At 42.1% G+C, this 14,225-nt stretch carries 12 protein-coding genes and 2 pseudogenes; 7 read left to right on the top strand and 7 right to left on the bottom strand.

Features of this window, described 5'->3' with window-relative positions; all coding sequences use genetic code 11:
• Positions 1-205 precede the first annotated feature (205 nt).
• The gene (locus GNF10_RS29020) at positions 206-613 is read right to left on the bottom strand and encodes a response regulator (protein WP_012412589.1); all 408 of its coding nucleotides are present in this window, start codon (positions 611-613) and stop codon (positions 206-208) included.
• A gap of 326 nt (positions 614-939) precedes the next feature.
• On the opposite strand from GNF10_RS29020, the gene gyrA reads away from it, so the two are divergent.
• The 3 genes from gyrA to GNF10_RS29005 all read left to right on the top strand — a co-directional run bounded on the left by gyrA (position 940) and on the right by GNF10_RS29005 (position 4,386).
• Positions 940-3,423 (top strand): DNA gyrase subunit A, encoded by a 2,484-nt coding sequence (gyrA, locus tag GNF10_RS29015; protein ID WP_185581249.1) that lies wholly within the window; start codon positions 940-942, stop codon positions 3,421-3,423.
• Entirely contained in the window at positions 3,417-3,896 is a 480-nt protein-coding gene (locus GNF10_RS29010; protein WP_311774232.1) for a GNAT family N-acetyltransferase, read from the top strand. The genes gyrA and GNF10_RS29010 overlap by 7 nt, the downstream gene beginning before the upstream one ends.
• 304 nt (positions 3,897-4,200) lie before the next feature.
• The gene (locus GNF10_RS29005; RefSeq protein ID WP_012412586.1) at positions 4,201-4,386 is read left to right on the top strand and encodes a chlorophyll a/b-binding protein; all 186 of its coding nucleotides are present in this window, start codon (positions 4,201-4,203) and stop codon (positions 4,384-4,386) included.
• 141 nt (positions 4,387-4,527) lie between these two features.
• Here GNF10_RS29005 and rpoD read toward each other — a convergent pair whose 3' ends face one another.
• The 3 genes from rpoD to gyrB form a co-directional block, all read right to left on the bottom strand.
• Positions 4,528-5,697 (bottom strand): RNA polymerase sigma factor RpoD, encoded by a 1,170-nt coding sequence (rpoD, locus tag GNF10_RS29000; protein WP_094346204.1) that lies wholly within the window; start codon positions 5,695-5,697, stop codon positions 4,528-4,530.
• Positions 5,698-7,082: 1,385 nt separating this feature from the next.
• Positions 7,083-7,271: a hypothetical protein gene (locus tag GNF10_RS28995; protein ID WP_185592328.1), complete on the bottom strand. Its 189-nt coding sequence runs from the start codon at positions 7,269-7,271 to the stop codon at positions 7,083-7,085.
• A 106-nt stretch (positions 7,272-7,377) separates the two neighbouring features.
• Positions 7,378-9,315 (bottom strand): DNA topoisomerase (ATP-hydrolyzing) subunit B, encoded by a 1,938-nt coding sequence (gene gyrB / locus GNF10_RS28990; protein ID WP_185581251.1) that lies wholly within the window; start codon positions 9,313-9,315, stop codon positions 7,378-7,380.
• 197 nt (positions 9,316-9,512) lie between these two features.
• Between gyrB and miaA the strand changes: the two genes are divergently transcribed.
• Positions 9,513-10,421, top strand: coding sequence for a tRNA (adenosine(37)-N6)-dimethylallyltransferase MiaA (miaA, locus tag GNF10_RS28985; RefSeq protein WP_185581252.1), 909 nt, complete (start codon positions 9,513-9,515; stop codon positions 10,419-10,421).
• Positions 10,422-10,473: 52 nt separating this feature from the next.
• On the opposite strand, the pseudogene GNF10_RS28980 reads toward miaA, so the two are convergent.
• Positions 10,474-10,779: pseudogene (locus tag GNF10_RS28980) on the bottom strand (Uma2 family endonuclease); the annotation flags it as partial.
• 255 nt (positions 10,780-11,034) lie between these two features.
• Positions 11,035-11,736, bottom strand: a complete 702-nt coding sequence (locus GNF10_RS28975; protein ID WP_185581253.1) for a diacylglycerol/polyprenol kinase family protein — start codon at positions 11,734-11,736, stop codon at positions 11,035-11,037.
• A 61-nt stretch (positions 11,737-11,797) separates the two neighbouring features.
• Here GNF10_RS28975 and yidD point away from each other — a divergent pair, with 61 nt between their 5' ends.
• The 3 genes from yidD (at position 11,798) to ychF (ending at position 13,549) form a co-directional block, all read left to right on the top strand.
• Entirely contained in the window at positions 11,798-12,034 is a 237-nt protein-coding gene (gene yidD, locus GNF10_RS28970) for a membrane protein insertion efficiency factor YidD (protein ID WP_163929227.1), read from the top strand.
• Between the two features lie 180 nt (positions 12,035-12,214).
• Complete coding sequence (locus GNF10_RS28965; RefSeq protein WP_185581254.1) at positions 12,215-12,412, top strand: hypothetical protein; 198 nt, start codon at positions 12,215-12,217, stop codon at positions 12,410-12,412.
• A gap of 45 nt (positions 12,413-12,457) precedes the next feature.
• Positions 12,458-13,549, top strand: coding sequence for a redox-regulated ATPase YchF (gene ychF, locus GNF10_RS28960; protein WP_185581255.1), 1,092 nt, complete (start codon positions 12,458-12,460; stop codon positions 13,547-13,549).
• A gap of 171 nt (positions 13,550-13,720) precedes the next feature.
• Here ychF and GNF10_RS28955 read toward each other — a convergent pair.
• Positions 13,721-13,981 (bottom strand): annotated as a pseudogene (locus tag GNF10_RS28955) (hypothetical protein); the annotation flags it as partial.
• Positions 13,982-14,225 lie beyond the last annotated feature (244 nt).

Below are 14,225 nucleotides of genomic sequence, written 5' to 3'. Positions count from 1 at the left end.
CAAGGGGGAATTATTGAACAAGTCCTTGTCTCTTCTTCATGTTCAATGCCCAATTCCCCATTCCCAATTCCCAATTCCCAATTCCCAATTCCCAATTTACCACTTGCCTAATAGTACCTTTTCGTAGTACATCTATACTAACTAAATACAGGAAATAGTCGCCCAAAAACCTTTGCAGGCGAATATTCCTGAAATCAGTCGTCAATTATGATTGGCCGTCTGTGGGTAGAAGTGCGAGGATTTGGTCAACAAACTGTTGATGGTCAACAACTGGCTTAGAAATGTAGCCATCAGCGCCGCTTTGCTTGAGAAAATTCTCGCGATCGCCTTCCATAGCATGTGCCGTCACCAAAATAACAGGTAAGTTCGCTGTTTTTGGATCGGATTTTAACATCTGTGTAATCTTGATTCCATCAACAGATTTCCCTTGGTAAACACTTCTGGACAGAGAAACATCCATTAAAATCAGGTCGGCTTCTCCTGATTGGGCAATTTTTATCACTTCTTCGACATTTTCAGTATGTTTTACTCCCAAGCCGCCGCGCTTGGACAAAATCTTGGAAAAAACGCGAGCATTAATTAGATCGTCTTCGACAATTAAAACAGTTTTCATGAGAATTTTAGTTATAGAGGTAGAGGTGAGGGGATTAAGCAATTCAAAATTAAAAATGAAAAAATGCAGTCATGGCAGGTATCCTGGCTATAAAGCCTATACAAATGAAATGTGCAGCAGATTATCATTCGATTAAAACAGTTACCTGCTATCTGTTTCCTTTTTAATAGTGTATGTAACTCCTTGTCATCAAGGATGATACTACTGCTTTTTCTTTTATGACTATCAATATTTTGTTAGGAATACCATTTCATCCGTTATGCTGTGGTTGCTGCAATATTGAGTTCTGCCGGCTTTTGTGTAGTTAAATTTCAGGGAAAAAACTCATGGCAAAACAGTTAAACCTTCTCTCAACGGGACAGGTAATTCCAACAGCCCTGCACACCGAGATGCAACGGTCTTATCTCGAATATGCCATGAGCGTGATTGTCGGGCGAGCGCTACCAGACGTGCGTGATGGCTTAAAACCAGTGCATCGGCGCATTTTGTATGCAATGCACGAACTCGGTTTAGTACCAGATAGACCCTATCGAAAATGTGCCCGTGTAGTGGGTGATGTGTTGGGTAAATACCATCCCCACGGCGACCAATCAGTTTACGATGCCTTAGTCAGGCTAGTGCAGGATTTTTCTAGCCGCTATCCTTTGCTAGCAGGACACGGTAACTTTGGTAGTGTCGATAATGACCCGCCAGCAGCGATGCGTTACACAGAAACGCGCCTCGCACCCATCAGTCATGAGGGAATGCTGACAGAAATCGGCGAAGAAACGGTGGAATTTGTCGGGAACTTCGATAATTCCCAGCAAGAACCAACGGTGTTACCTGCTCAATTGCCGTTTCTGTTGCTCAATGGCTGTTCTGGGATCGCCGTGGGAATGGCGACAAATGTACCACCCCACAACTTGGGGGAAATTGTGGATGGGTTAATTGCCTTAATCGACAACCCAGATTTGCCAGATGAAAAGTTATTTGAGTTAATTCCAGGGCCAGATTTTCCCACTGGCGGAGAAATAATTGGTGAGACTGGAATTCGGGAAGCATACACCACAGGTAAAGGTGGAATTTTGCTGCGGGGAGTTGCGACTCTAGAAGAAATTCCAGCCAGTAGGGGAAGCAAGCGACGGACGGCAATTATCATTACAGAGTTGCCATATCAAGTGAATAAGGCAGCCTGGATTGAGAAGGTAGCTGACTTAGTAAATCAAGGACGCTTGCAAGGAATTTCTGATCTGCGGGATGAGAGCGATCGCGAAGGGATGCGAGTAGTAATTGAACTCAAACGCGATACCAATCCTCAAGAAGTTCTCCAGCATTTATATCACCAAACTGCTTTGCAAATGACGTTTGGGGCAATTCTCCTAGCAATAGTAGATGGACAACCGCGCCAATTAAGTTTGCGTCAACTGTTGCAAGAGTTTTTGAGTTTCCGAGAAGAGACGCTGAACCGTCGCTACAATTACGAGTTGGGTAAAGCCCAAAGTCGCGTGCATTTGGTGGAAGGTTTACTCAAAGCCCTATCTAATTTGGATCGGGTAATTGAAATTTTACGGCAAGCTCCCGATGGGAGTACGGCAAAAATAAATCTTTGTAGCCAACTAGATTTGAGTGAGGTGCAAGGAGATGCAATTTTGGCTATGCCGTTGCGCCGCCTCACCAGTTTAGAACAGCAAAATTTGCAGCAAGAATTTGAGCAAGTTAGCGAACAAATTAGTTCGCTAGAACAATTACTCAACGATCGCCGCGAATTACTCAAGGCGCTAAAAAAAGAATTGCGATCGCTCAAGCGTAAGTACAGCGATCCCCGGCGAACAAAAATTGGAGAGGAGCAAAAGTCCAGGGCAGAGGAGCAGAAGTCTAGATCCGAGGAGGAGGAACTTAAATCTTCTGAACCGGCAGAAGAAGCAATTTTAGAATTCACCCAACGGGGTTATGTCCGCCGCACCCAACCATCTGGGAGAAAGTCAAAAGCTGAAAATGGTTTGCACGATAATGACTTTATTATCCAAACTGTGTTGACTGACACCCAAAAAGACCTGCTAATACTAACCGGTGGCGGCAAAGTCTATCCTGTGAATGTAGGGGAAATTCCTCCAACTACTGGGCGTTCTCCACGGGGAAAACCTTTGATTACTATGCTCAGTAATACTGCTCAAGGCGCTCAAGAAGCTGTAGTCAGCCGCTTTTTGCTGCCGGACAATCTCGAAACTCAGCAGATGATTCTTTTAACAAAACAGGGACGAATTAAGCGTCTGTCTCTGGGAGAATTTACAAACTTGACGCGGCGCGGAATCACGATTTTAAAGCTCAAAGACGATGATGAATTGTCATTTACCCAGTTCACAAAACCAGGGGAACATCTGATTTTAGCTAGTTCCGGTGGACGAGTATTGCGCTTCGCAACCAATGATGAACAATTACCGATTATGGGTCGCACAGCAATGGGTTTACAAGCATTTCGGTTATTGAAAAATCAGCAAATGGTTGGCTGTGTGACTGTCGGTAAAGATGATCATCTGCTGCTAGTTACTCAAGAAGGATATGCCAAGCGCATGGCTGCGAGTCAGTTAAGAGCGGCCAATCGCGGTGATTTGGGGACGCAAGCACTAAAATTTGCTAGCAAAACTGATAATTTAGCTGGTATGGTCATAGCAATCGCATCTGGCGAGGTAGCTTTAGTCACCAATAAGGAACGGGTAGTGCGGATACCTGTGGAAACAGTGCCGATTTTAGGCAGGGATGTCAAAGGTGAAAGTATCATCAAACTCAACCGCGATGAAAAAATCATCACTGTGGCTGAAGTGCGATCGTAAATCAGAATGATATTCAACTTGCGACAAGCCAACTTGCAGGATTTAGAGGCGCAATCCAACTGCGCCTCGAACTCCTGCGGGAGGTTGGCGAAATTAAAGGTGACTCTGACACTGCAAACCTAGCAGAAGCAACTCGAAAATATCTTGGCGAAAAAATGCCGTCAGGTGAGTTTTTAGCTTGGGTAGCTGAAGTGGATAGTCAAATTGTTGCCACTAGCAGCTTAGTATTTTTTCAACGGCCCCCTTACAACGGCAATCTCTCAGGCTTAGAAGCCTACATTATGAACGTGTATACAATTCCGATGTGGCGAGGACAGGGAATTGCTACAGCATTGTTAAAGGAAATTATCAGCTTTATGAGAGCAACTAAGGCAAAACGCCTCTGGCTTCATGCTACTGAGGATGGTAAACGTATCTACGAGAAGCTTGATTTTATCTTGACTTCAAAAGAAATGGAAATTGTCTGGTACTGACCTAAATTCTTAATATTTTTTGATTCAAAATAATAAAGTCGATTTAAATCAAGCAATACACATAAAATACTTGATAATTAATCTCAATAATATATTATTGTTGATAAGGCTAAAATCTAGATAACATTTTTTTACCTCAGCAAATCTTACTGAAGGCTGATGTTTTAATCTGTATAAATAGCTATTTCTATTTATGTCAAGCTATGGAAACAAAAGTATAAAATATGTTGCTTTTCTAAAAATATTTGTTATATTAGTTTACATAAGGCAATAAAGCTTAAGAATTAAGTTTGGAGTCCGAACCATGACAAATGCAAGCACAACAAAAGTAACTACTCCCGTAATCGAAGATCGCAACGCTTGGCGCTGGGGCTTTACCCCACAAGCAGAAATTTGGAACGGTCGCTTGGCAATGATTGGCTTTTCAGCAGCCGTTTTGGTTGAGCTTTTTTCTGGTCAAGGCTTCCTACATTTTTGGGGCATCCTATAAGTTTTAATATCTAAAGATGACCTATAAATAAAAAAACCTGGAGTGCTAATTCACTACCAGGTTTTTTATTGTTTTGTCATTTGTCAGTTGTCATTTGTCATTTGTTTATTTACTAATGACCAATGACTAATGACTAATTGACTACCGAATATACTCTTTGAGAACGCTGTTACGATTTGGGTGGCGTAACTTACGAAGTGCCTTCGCTTCAATTTGACGAATCCGTTCGCGGGTAACGTTGAAAATCTGGCCGATTTCCTCAAGGGTTTTCATCCGACCATCATCCAAGCCGTAACGTAGTCTGAGGACATCGCGTTCGCGGGGGCTGAGGCTGTCGAGGACTTTTTCAAGGTCTTCGCGCAGAAGATTTTTGGAAACTTGGTCTTCTGGTGTTTCACCATCAGATTCAATAAAATCGCCTAACCGAGAATCTTCTTCTTTACCAATAGGCGTTTCTAGTGAAATAGGCAACTGGGCAGATTTAGCAATAAACCGCAACTTCTCAATGGTCATTTCCATCCGAGTAGCGATTTCTTCCTCGGTTGGTTTGCGACCCATTTCTTGAGATAGTAACTTGGTAGTTTTCTTAATCCGAGAGATGGTTTCGTAAAGGTGAACTGGAAGGCGAATTGTGCGGGATTGGTCTGCGATCGCGCGGGTAATTGCTTGACGAATCCACCATGTAGCATAAGTGGAAAACTTGTAACCTTTTTCGTGGTCAAACTTTTCAGCGGCACGAATCAAACCGAGACTGCCTTCCTGAATTAAGTCTTGGAACGACAAACCACGATTCATGTACTTCTTAGCAATTGAAACTACAAGACGGAGGTTAGATTGCACCATCTTGTCTTTCGCCCTGCGACCAACATGGAGGCGATAACGAAAGGCTGGTAGTGGCAGTTGTACTGCTTCTGCCCATTCACTATCTCGAGGATCGCGATCCAACTGTTCTGAGAGTCTTTCCCGCACTCTCTCTAATTCCAGTAAATCGGCGATTTTCCGCGCCAATTCGATTTCTTCGTCTGCCCGCAACAGCCGAATTCTACCAATTTCTTGCAAGTAAAGCCGAATGGAATCTTCTGTGTAATGCTTTTTCTTGCTTTGTGTCCGACGACGCGATTTAGCGGCTTTTCCAGACTTTGCGTCGTCCTCATCAGTCTGAGGCTCTAAAAATTCATCGTCACCTTCATCGATGATAAGCAAGTCCTCTTCATCATCTATTAAGAGTTCTTCTAACTCGAGCTCAGGCTGATTCATTATTTCTAGGTCAGGCTGATATATGCTTTCGAGTACGTTGTTAGCCTGGTTCATGCCGCGTTCCTCATGCTCCTTGCAGAATCAATTACTCAAGATGTGTTTACTGCTCTTTTAAACGAGCCAATTGTCAACCGAAAATAAGTTTTTTGGCAGATTTGCCAGAAATATTTTCGGATATTTTGCACCTCCGGTAGGAGGTTTTTTTACTTTAGTTTAAGCCATTTTTAAAAGTGATTTGCTCACCCTAGTAAATGTTATATGTGTTGCTATCACATATTGCTTTCAACTAACTGGTCAAAAAAAATACTCGTCTTTCTGAAAAAATTTGCCACTCTATACTAATGAGTTCAGACTGCTGGCAGATTTTCTTATAAAGACTCTTCCGATTGTAGCCTGTTTCACAGAAATTGCACTCTTTTTGTGTATTAATCATGAACTCCCAGAGTAATTATTAGCCACTATTACCAAAAAGACATTAAAAACAAGAGTTATACCCTGAAATTTTTCTCCACTTTTCGGAATTGCAGTGACGTTCTTATTACATTACAAAGTAAGTACGCTTGCTCCTGCTCGATTTCATGTATTTTACACAACATTAATTACTTAGGAAGAGTGCATTGTATGTTAACTCAGACGACAAGTATTAATCTAGCCATTTTTACATTTCCTTCATAAATTACGCATTCCTGAGATTAAAGCTAGTCTTTCGATTGGGTAAATACAACCAGGGTAGCGGTGCTTGCCTTAGAGGAGTTAACCTTCTGCTTACTAATTACCTTAACTGAGGAGTTGAGGCTGTAGCATATCGACCTGATGGCAGATCAATTTAGGTTTAACTAATTCGGCCTTATTCACACGTTAGCGCACTGTGGCGATTTCAGCCCTATGAAACTTGACAAACTCTTCTTATTGTATACAAGGATATTTTAATCAATTCAAAAACAATTTGTCCTGTGAATTTGCCAGTATAGTCCTATTTCTGGCAAAACTTCATTAGATACATACGATACAATCGCGATCGCTACGGCAGTACATGAAGATATTAACAAGTTTTCAGCCAGATGGTGTGTGCTTCCAGTAGCATTATCTCAAGCTGAGAGAACCCAGAAAATTACCTGATGATTTTAGTTACAAAGCTGGATTGCGTAACTTAATTGTAAATTTCAATACTTATATTTCGGTAACTTCCTGTCATCTTATGATGAGAAATCCTCAAAATACTTATTAATTGCTGTTTGATAGATAATATTCGGTGATTTTCTTAAAGCATAACAAATGTGTTTCTAGTTGGTGGACAAAATTAATTAGCTAGTCAGTGCAAAAAGTATTGTGCTAACTAGCTTTCCAATAAAGTTGGTAGTTTTGCTAACACTAAAAGATTGAATTTTCGTCAGATATTGACAATAAGCAAATTATATGGTTCTTCAAAAATTTCAAATTTACGCAAGAGTTACGGAATAACATAGACGCAAAGCGGTGAGCCATTCCGGTGGACAGGTTCCCCGGCATAAAGGAACTGGCGTTAATGTAGCGCAAGGTACGAGCTTCACCCGTAGGGCTTGCCGGAGGCTACCGCAGAGGCGCAGTTGTATAAAACATTTATGAAGTATTGCTTTGTCATCATCCAAAAGAAGTGTTTTTATAGAAACCTAGGATATAAAAAAGGTAATGGGTGAAAACGTATCACTCATTACCAATGTCACAAATTATTAGAGTAGTGCTAGGGAATTGATATTAAATATCTAAATCGGTGAAGTTGAGTTTAGAACCATAGGTTTCGATAAATTCTCGTCTGGGTGCGACGCGATCGCCCATTAAGATTGTAAAGATGCGATCGGCTTCGGCTGCATCCTCAATTTCGACTTGCTTCATTTTGCGGGTTTCTGGGTTCATGGTGGTATCCCAGAGTTGTTGTGGCATCATTTCACCCAAACCTTTGAAGCGTTGGATGGTGTAGTTGGCGTTAGCAGGGAATTTGGCGATCGCTTGATTCTTTTCGCGATCGCTATAGCAATACTCATGATTACGTCCCCGTTCTACTTTAAACAGTGGGGGACAAGCAATATAAATAAAGCCTTGTTCGATGAGCGCTCGTTGATATCGATAGAAGAATGTTAACAACAAAGTACGGATGTGCGCTCCGTCTACGTCAGCATCCGTCATAATTACTATGCGGTGATAACGCAGTTGGTTGGAATCGAATTCATCACCTTTGACACCTAAACCAAGGGCTGTAATTAACGATTGAACTTCGTTATTTTTATAAATTTTAGCGTCATCGGTTTTTTCAATGTTGAGAATTTTACCACGTAGAGGCAAGATAGCTTGAGTGCGGCGATCGCGTCCTTGTTTGGCACTCCCACCTGCTGAGTCACCTTCCACGATGAATATCTCAGATTCGCTAGGGTCACGAGAACTACAATCTGCCAATTTACCAGGTAATGGCGAAGATTCTAGTACAGATTTGCGTCGAACTAATTCGCGTGCATGACGTGCTGCTTCTGCGGCTTTGAAAGCTTGGATAGCTTTATCTAAAATTGAATCTGCGATCGCCGGGTGAAATTCTAGATACTCGGTGAGGACTTCTCCTACCAAAGAATCGACAATCCCCCGCACTTCGGTGTTACCGAGTTTGGTTTTGGTTTGTCCTTCAAATTCTGGATCGGGGACTTTAACGGAAATTACCGCAGTCAAACCTTCACGGACGTGTTCGCCACTGAGGTTAGGTTCATTCTCTTTAATTTTATTGCGCTTGCGGGCGATCGCATTTAATGTCCGAGTCAGAACTGCCTTCAACCCTTCTAAGTGCGTACCACCATCTACCGTGCGAATATTGTTAGCAAAACCTAACACATTATCCGTATAAGCATCAGTACACCATTGCAAAGAAACTTCCACTTGTACATTGTTGCGTTCTCCCTGTACATAGATAATTTCTTCATGCAGGGGTTGCTTTTCACGGTTCATGTAAGCAATGTACTCTTTGATCCCACCCTTGTAATTGTAGGATTCTACCTTCGGTGTATCGCTTTTTAGTAGTTCTAGACGATGGTCAGTAAAGGTAATTTTGACACCTGCATTCAAATACGCCAATTCCCGTAGGCGACCCGATAAAGTGATGTAATCAAACTCAATGCTAGTTGTAAAGATTTGAGTATCTGGCTTGAAGGTGACAGAAGTTCCAGTTCTAGCTTCCTTGTAAGGCTTTGCTTGCAGTTCACTAACTGGGATACCGCGTTCATAGCGTTGGAGATAAACCTTTTTATCTCGCCAAACTGTAACTTCTACAACTTCAGATAGGGCATTAACAACAGAAATACCAACCCCGTGCAATCCTCCAGAAACCTTGTAGCCACCGCCGCCAAACTTACCACCAGCGTGTAGTACCGTCATCACGGTTTCCAAAGCCGATTTCCCGGTGCGCGAGTGAGTATCGACGGGAATACCGCGACCATCATCTGTTACAGTTACGGAACCATCAGCGTTGATATCCACCTCTATATGAGTGCAATGACCCGCCAAAGCCTCATCGATTGAATTGTCCACCACCTCGTAAACTAAATGGTGGAGTCCTCGCGGCCCGGTGGTACCAATGTACATTCCTGGTCGTTTGCGGACGGCTTCCAGACCTTCCAGAACTTGAATCTGATCGGCACTGTAACTGCTCGTCATGTAAACTCTCCTGATGCGTGGGGTTAAACTCGCCTAAAAATAAATAAAAGCAAAAACACTCCAAAATTGTAACACAAAAGCCTTGCTAGCGTCTGTAGGGCATTTTCAAGAGAAGTTTCTACTAGGGTTGCACTACCGTGCAATAACGCCAAACTTGGGCATGGGAGAAAGAGAAGAAAATTAATGACTAATGACTAATGACTAAATTAATTGTGATTTGTGGGGCGACGGCAACGGGTAAATCGAGTTTGGCTTTGGCTTTGGCGATGCGGTTGGGTTCTGTAATTATTAGTGCCGATTCTCGTCAAGTTTACCGTAAGTTTGATATTGGGACGGCAAAACCAACTGTGGCTGAACAAAAATTAGTGCCGCACTATTTAATAGATATCTGCGATCCCACAGACACGATGACAGTAGCAGACTACCAGGAACAAACACAACCGTTAATTGCTTCTGTTGATGTTACGCCACTTTTGCTAGTTGGTGGTACTGGTTTATATATCCGTTCCATTGTTCAAGGGATGAAAATTCCGAGAGTTGCACCACAAATTGAATTGCGATCGCAACTTGAATCTCTAGGTCAGCTTCAACTCTACGCCATGTTACAACAAGTTGACCCCGTTGCAGCACAAAAAATTCATGCTAATGATTCAGTACGAACTCTAAGAGCATTAGAGGTATATTATGTTACTGGATGCCCGATTTCCGAACAACAAGGGGAGAATCCACCGAATTATCCGATTTTGCAAATTGGTTTGGATTGCGATGTTGAAAAGTTGGAGAATCGGATTAAACAGCGTACTGACCAAATGATAGCAGATGGTTTGGTTGGGGAGGTGGAATATCTTTGTCAAAAATATGGCGCTGATTTGTCTTTGTTGAATACTTTGGGCTATCAAGAAATCAAGCAATATTTGGCTGGGGATATTTCCTTAGATGAAGCGAAAGAATTAACAATTTTGCATACACGACAATTTGCCAAGCGACAACGCACTTGGTTTCGCGCATACCCAAAAATTGAATGGTTTGATGCGAATGATCCTGATTTATTAGATAAGGTTTGGCACAGGATAAATGAGTTTACAAATTGCGCTCATTCTTCGTGAGATTTTTCGTTTATATCAAGACGCAAAATTTTCGCGTTTTTACATGAGTGTCCTAGAGAGTTTCGGGATCGATGCCCATAGCTCGTAGCCGTTCTGCTAAAATTTGGGTGCGTTGTTCAGCTTGTTCGGCGCGTTGTCGTTCCTGTTCTGCGCGTTCATCTCCAGTTAGCAAAACAGTACCATCTTGGTAGCACCAGCGTAACCAAATATCCTGTCTATCTTCAAATTTACCTTCCCATAGAGTTATACCTAAACCAACTTGTTGTAACAAAGTTTCTGAAGTTTCAAAGTAGCGTGTTCCCCTTAGTTCATAAACATACAAAGTTTTTTCTGCTAATTGCTGATTTGGGCCATATAGGTTAATGGATTGGGGTAGGAGAGTGCATTGACTCAATATCCTATATTAAAAAATTATGAGGATTAGTCATCAATGGAATCTTAAGCAAGCAATAACAGTGTGTCACCCTGGACACCATTGGCTTGCAGAACTTGATGCTAGCTGAAGATGGGTGCGATCGCTATCTCAGCCCATTAAATCTATGTTTTTGCTCCCATATCCTTTGAACTAGATATTTAGAGAAATGTGTTGGGCAAGTATCTCTTGTTTGCTCAATTAGAAATAGACTAACTGACTTAAAAAGAAGGCAAGGGCTGCACTACCCAAAGGGACTGTCAAATTATCAATACCCAAAAAAGAAAAAGCCTCTAAAACTGTAGCGATAAATGCAACCGCGAGTGATATTACCCAAGTTTGCCAACTGTTTCCTTGAGTTCCAACTAAAATAAAAATACTGATGAAATAGCTAACAAACATCATAGTTAGGGAGCCTTCCCAACTTTTTTGTGTGCCAAAGACTTTATATTTGTGTATACCAAAGCGTTTTCCAATTAAGGCTGCTAGTCCATCTCCCCAAGTCATGATCAAAATTCCTAGTGCTGCGTACTGGGGTTGTTGTAAGTACCAGAAGCTGGCAACTAAAATACCGAAACTAACAGAGTAAAAAAATGTCCCGAAACTTTGCCGCCCAACGCTATTAATACCAGGAAGAATAGGCAATCGGTAGGATAATAAGGTGATTGCACTCGCTAGAATGGAAGCTGTAATCCCTACACTGGCGGGGATATCTAGCCACCAAGCAAGTAAAATTACATTACCAGTGCCAATATGAACTATCTTCCGCACGATTTCTGGCTCGTCGGCGAAGCGGTTTACCACCCATGCAATTACGAGGATGAGTAACACCCAAATTGCAGTAATCGCAATTTGCAGCCATAAAATCGGAATTGAGGTTAAGTCAGAAAATGTAATCAACAAAGATGTAACAAAATGAAAAATTTTACCTCTGTTACTAATTTATAAGATTTAGGTAACTGCAATGAAACTATTATTTATTTGGCTGATTCGGGGCTACCGAATGTTTATCTCGCCGTTGTTTCTCCCGACTTGTCGCTTTCAACCCACTTGTTCGATGTATGCTATTGAAGCTATTGAACGATTTGGAGTGTTGCGTGGTAGCTGGATGGCAACTCGGCGGATTTTGCGTTGTCATCCGTTTCATCCAGGTGGTTACGATCCAGTGCCAGAGATGGTGGAGAAGGTTAAGGAGGAGTAGTTTGAGGATTAGAGTTTAAACGCAAAGGGGCGCAAAGGGAAGCGCTGAGGGACGCAGAGGATGAGAAGAGGGTTAAATATATTAAAGGAAGTGTTCGTGGGTATAGGTATTTGGGGAGATGTCAACAGATGAGGTTGTCATCTAGCGTGGGAAGGTTGAACAATTTAATTTAGATTTACGATGATTAATTTTACTGCGATTTCTATACCTGAACCACAAATTCCTACTCCTGGCCCGAATCCGCTACCTAGTCCCGAACCTGTACCGGGGCCAGCGATTCCTCAACCCTTACCGGGGCCTGTACCAGAACCAGTACCTGCTCCCATTCCTCAAACAGTTCCAGGGCCAATTCCCCAAACCATACCGGAACCTGTTTAGATTAACTTGGTAATGTAATCCAAAATCTCAAATCTAAAATCCAAAATGCTAAGAGCCGGAATTGTCGGACTTCCCAACGTCGGAAAATCTACTTTATTTAATGCTGTAGTTGCTAATGCCAAGGCAGAAGCAGCTAACTTCCCTTTTTGCACGATTGAACCGAATGTCGGCGTTGTCGCAGTACCGGATGAACGGTTAAATGTTCTTGCTAAGATTGCCAGTTCGGTACAAACTATCCCGGCGCGGGTGGAATTTGTAGATATTGCCGGTTTAGTTAAAGGTGCAAGTCAGGGTGAGGGACTAGGAAATCAATTCCTGTCCCACATCCGAGAAGTTGATGCCATTGTCCATGTGGTGCGTTGTTTTGAGAATGACGATATTATCCACGTTGCTGGTTCTGTTGATCCAGCACGAGATATTGAAATCATTAATATAGAATTGGGTTTATCAGATTTATCACAAATTGAGCGGCGAATTGACCGCACTCGCAAACAAGCTCGTACCAGCAAAGATGCACAGTTTGAAATCACAGTTTTAGAAAAATTAGCTGCGGCTTTAAATGAAGGTAAATCGGTGCGTCAGGTAAGTTTGAATGAAGAAGAAGAAGTAATTATTAAAGGGCTGGATTTGCTCACTTATAAACCGATTATCTACGCCGCGAATGTATCTGAGGATGAGTTGGCAACTGGTAATCATTTTGTGGAAACAGTGCGGCAAATCGCAGCAACAGAAAATGCCCAAGTTGTGATAGTTTCGGCTCAAGTTGAAGCTGAATTAGTGGAATTACCAGAGGAAGATAAAGCTGATTTTCTTGCGTCTTTAGGTGTGGAAGAAGGCGGTTTGAAATCGTTGATTCGGGCAACTTACTCACTTCTAGGCTTGCGGACATATTTTACCTGCGGCCCCAAAGAAACCCGCGCTTGGACAATTAATGCCGGAATGTCTGCACCTCAAGCTGCTGGTGTAATTCACAGTGATTTTGAGCGGGGATTTATTCGCGCTGAAACTGTCGCTTATAAAGATTTGGTAACAACTGGTTCGATGAATGCTGCGAAGGAAAAAGGGTTGGTTCGCAGTGAAGGAAAAGAATATGTTGTGCAAGAAGGGGATGTAATGTTGTTCCGATTTAATGTGTAGGGGTAATTAATTAAGTGGCCGTTATCAATCAGATAATGGTCAGCTTATACCAAATTGCGATCGCCTACGGTGGGCGGGTATGCCATTGCGCTGTAAACCTTGACACTCCTTACGGGAGTTGTTAGGCGATCGCAAATAAACCAGTGATTCTCACCAGTGATTCTCAAGATATATGTTACTTGGCCACTTTAAAGGAAAATATTCAGGTTGGTTTTTTCCTTTAATACTAATAATTGCTAAACGGGTTTGATTGGGTTTTTTGTTGTCATGGACAATCAGAAAATCTAGGTTATTACTTTGCTGCTTTATCAAAGCCATACCACTGATCCCGAAGGGGATACCACCGCGAACTGGTCGCCAATCTTGCACAGATATGAGTAACAATGCACTCAAGACTACTATATTTATAATTAACTTGAGAAACCGAGGCATATTAAAAGAATTGGGCATTGGTCATTAGGTATTGGGTTAGAAAACTCTTCCCAGCACCCACACTCCGTAAGATGAGTGTGTTAGTCAATGCTCAATCATATCAAATACAAGCAATTTGCACCCACATCAATAAAGCAGCTTTTTGTACTCACATCTGTCAGGATACTTAGGGCTTGCTGGTTAAGACTGAAACCCTTGTATAAATAGTGATTGAAGTCTATAAATCGAACAAAAGTGCAAGGCA

The sequence above is a fragment of the Nostoc sp. UCD121 genome (assembly GCF_014222285.1).
GTDB lineage: Bacteria > Cyanobacteriota > Cyanobacteriia > Cyanobacteriales > Nostocaceae > Nostoc.
This window is presented reverse-complemented; position numbering and strand designations above follow the sequence as displayed.

What these genes read in the sequence shown, in the direction of transcription:
- gyrB (WP_185581251.1), bottom strand. Translation starts at nt 9,315, where the DNA reads ATGACGAGCAGTTACAGTGCCGATCAGATTCAAGTTCTGGAAGGTCTG.
- GNF10_RS29020 (WP_012412589.1), bottom strand. Translation starts at nt 613, where the DNA reads ATGAAAACTGTTTTAATTGTCGAAGACGATCTAATTAATGCTCGCGTT.
- gyrA (WP_185581249.1), top strand. Translation starts at nt 940, where the DNA reads ATGGCAAAACAGTTAAACCTTCTCTCAACGGGACAGGTAATTCCAACA.
- yidD (WP_163929227.1), top strand. Translation starts at nt 11,798, where the DNA reads ATGAAACTATTATTTATTTGGCTGATTCGGGGCTACCGAATGTTTATC.
- GNF10_RS28965 (WP_185581254.1), top strand. Translation starts at nt 12,215, where the DNA reads ATGATTAATTTTACTGCGATTTCTATACCTGAACCACAAATTCCTACT.
- rpoD (WP_094346204.1), bottom strand. Translation starts at nt 5,697, where the DNA reads ATGAACCAGGCTAACAACGTACTCGAAAGCATATATCAGCCTGACCTA.
- miaA (WP_185581252.1), top strand. Translation starts at nt 9,513, where the DNA reads ATGACTAAATTAATTGTGATTTGTGGGGCGACGGCAACGGGTAAATCG.
- ychF (WP_185581255.1), top strand. Translation starts at nt 12,458, where the DNA reads ATGCTAAGAGCCGGAATTGTCGGACTTCCCAACGTCGGAAAATCTACT.
- GNF10_RS29005 (WP_012412586.1), top strand. Translation starts at nt 4,201, where the DNA reads ATGACAAATGCAAGCACAACAAAAGTAACTACTCCCGTAATCGAAGAT.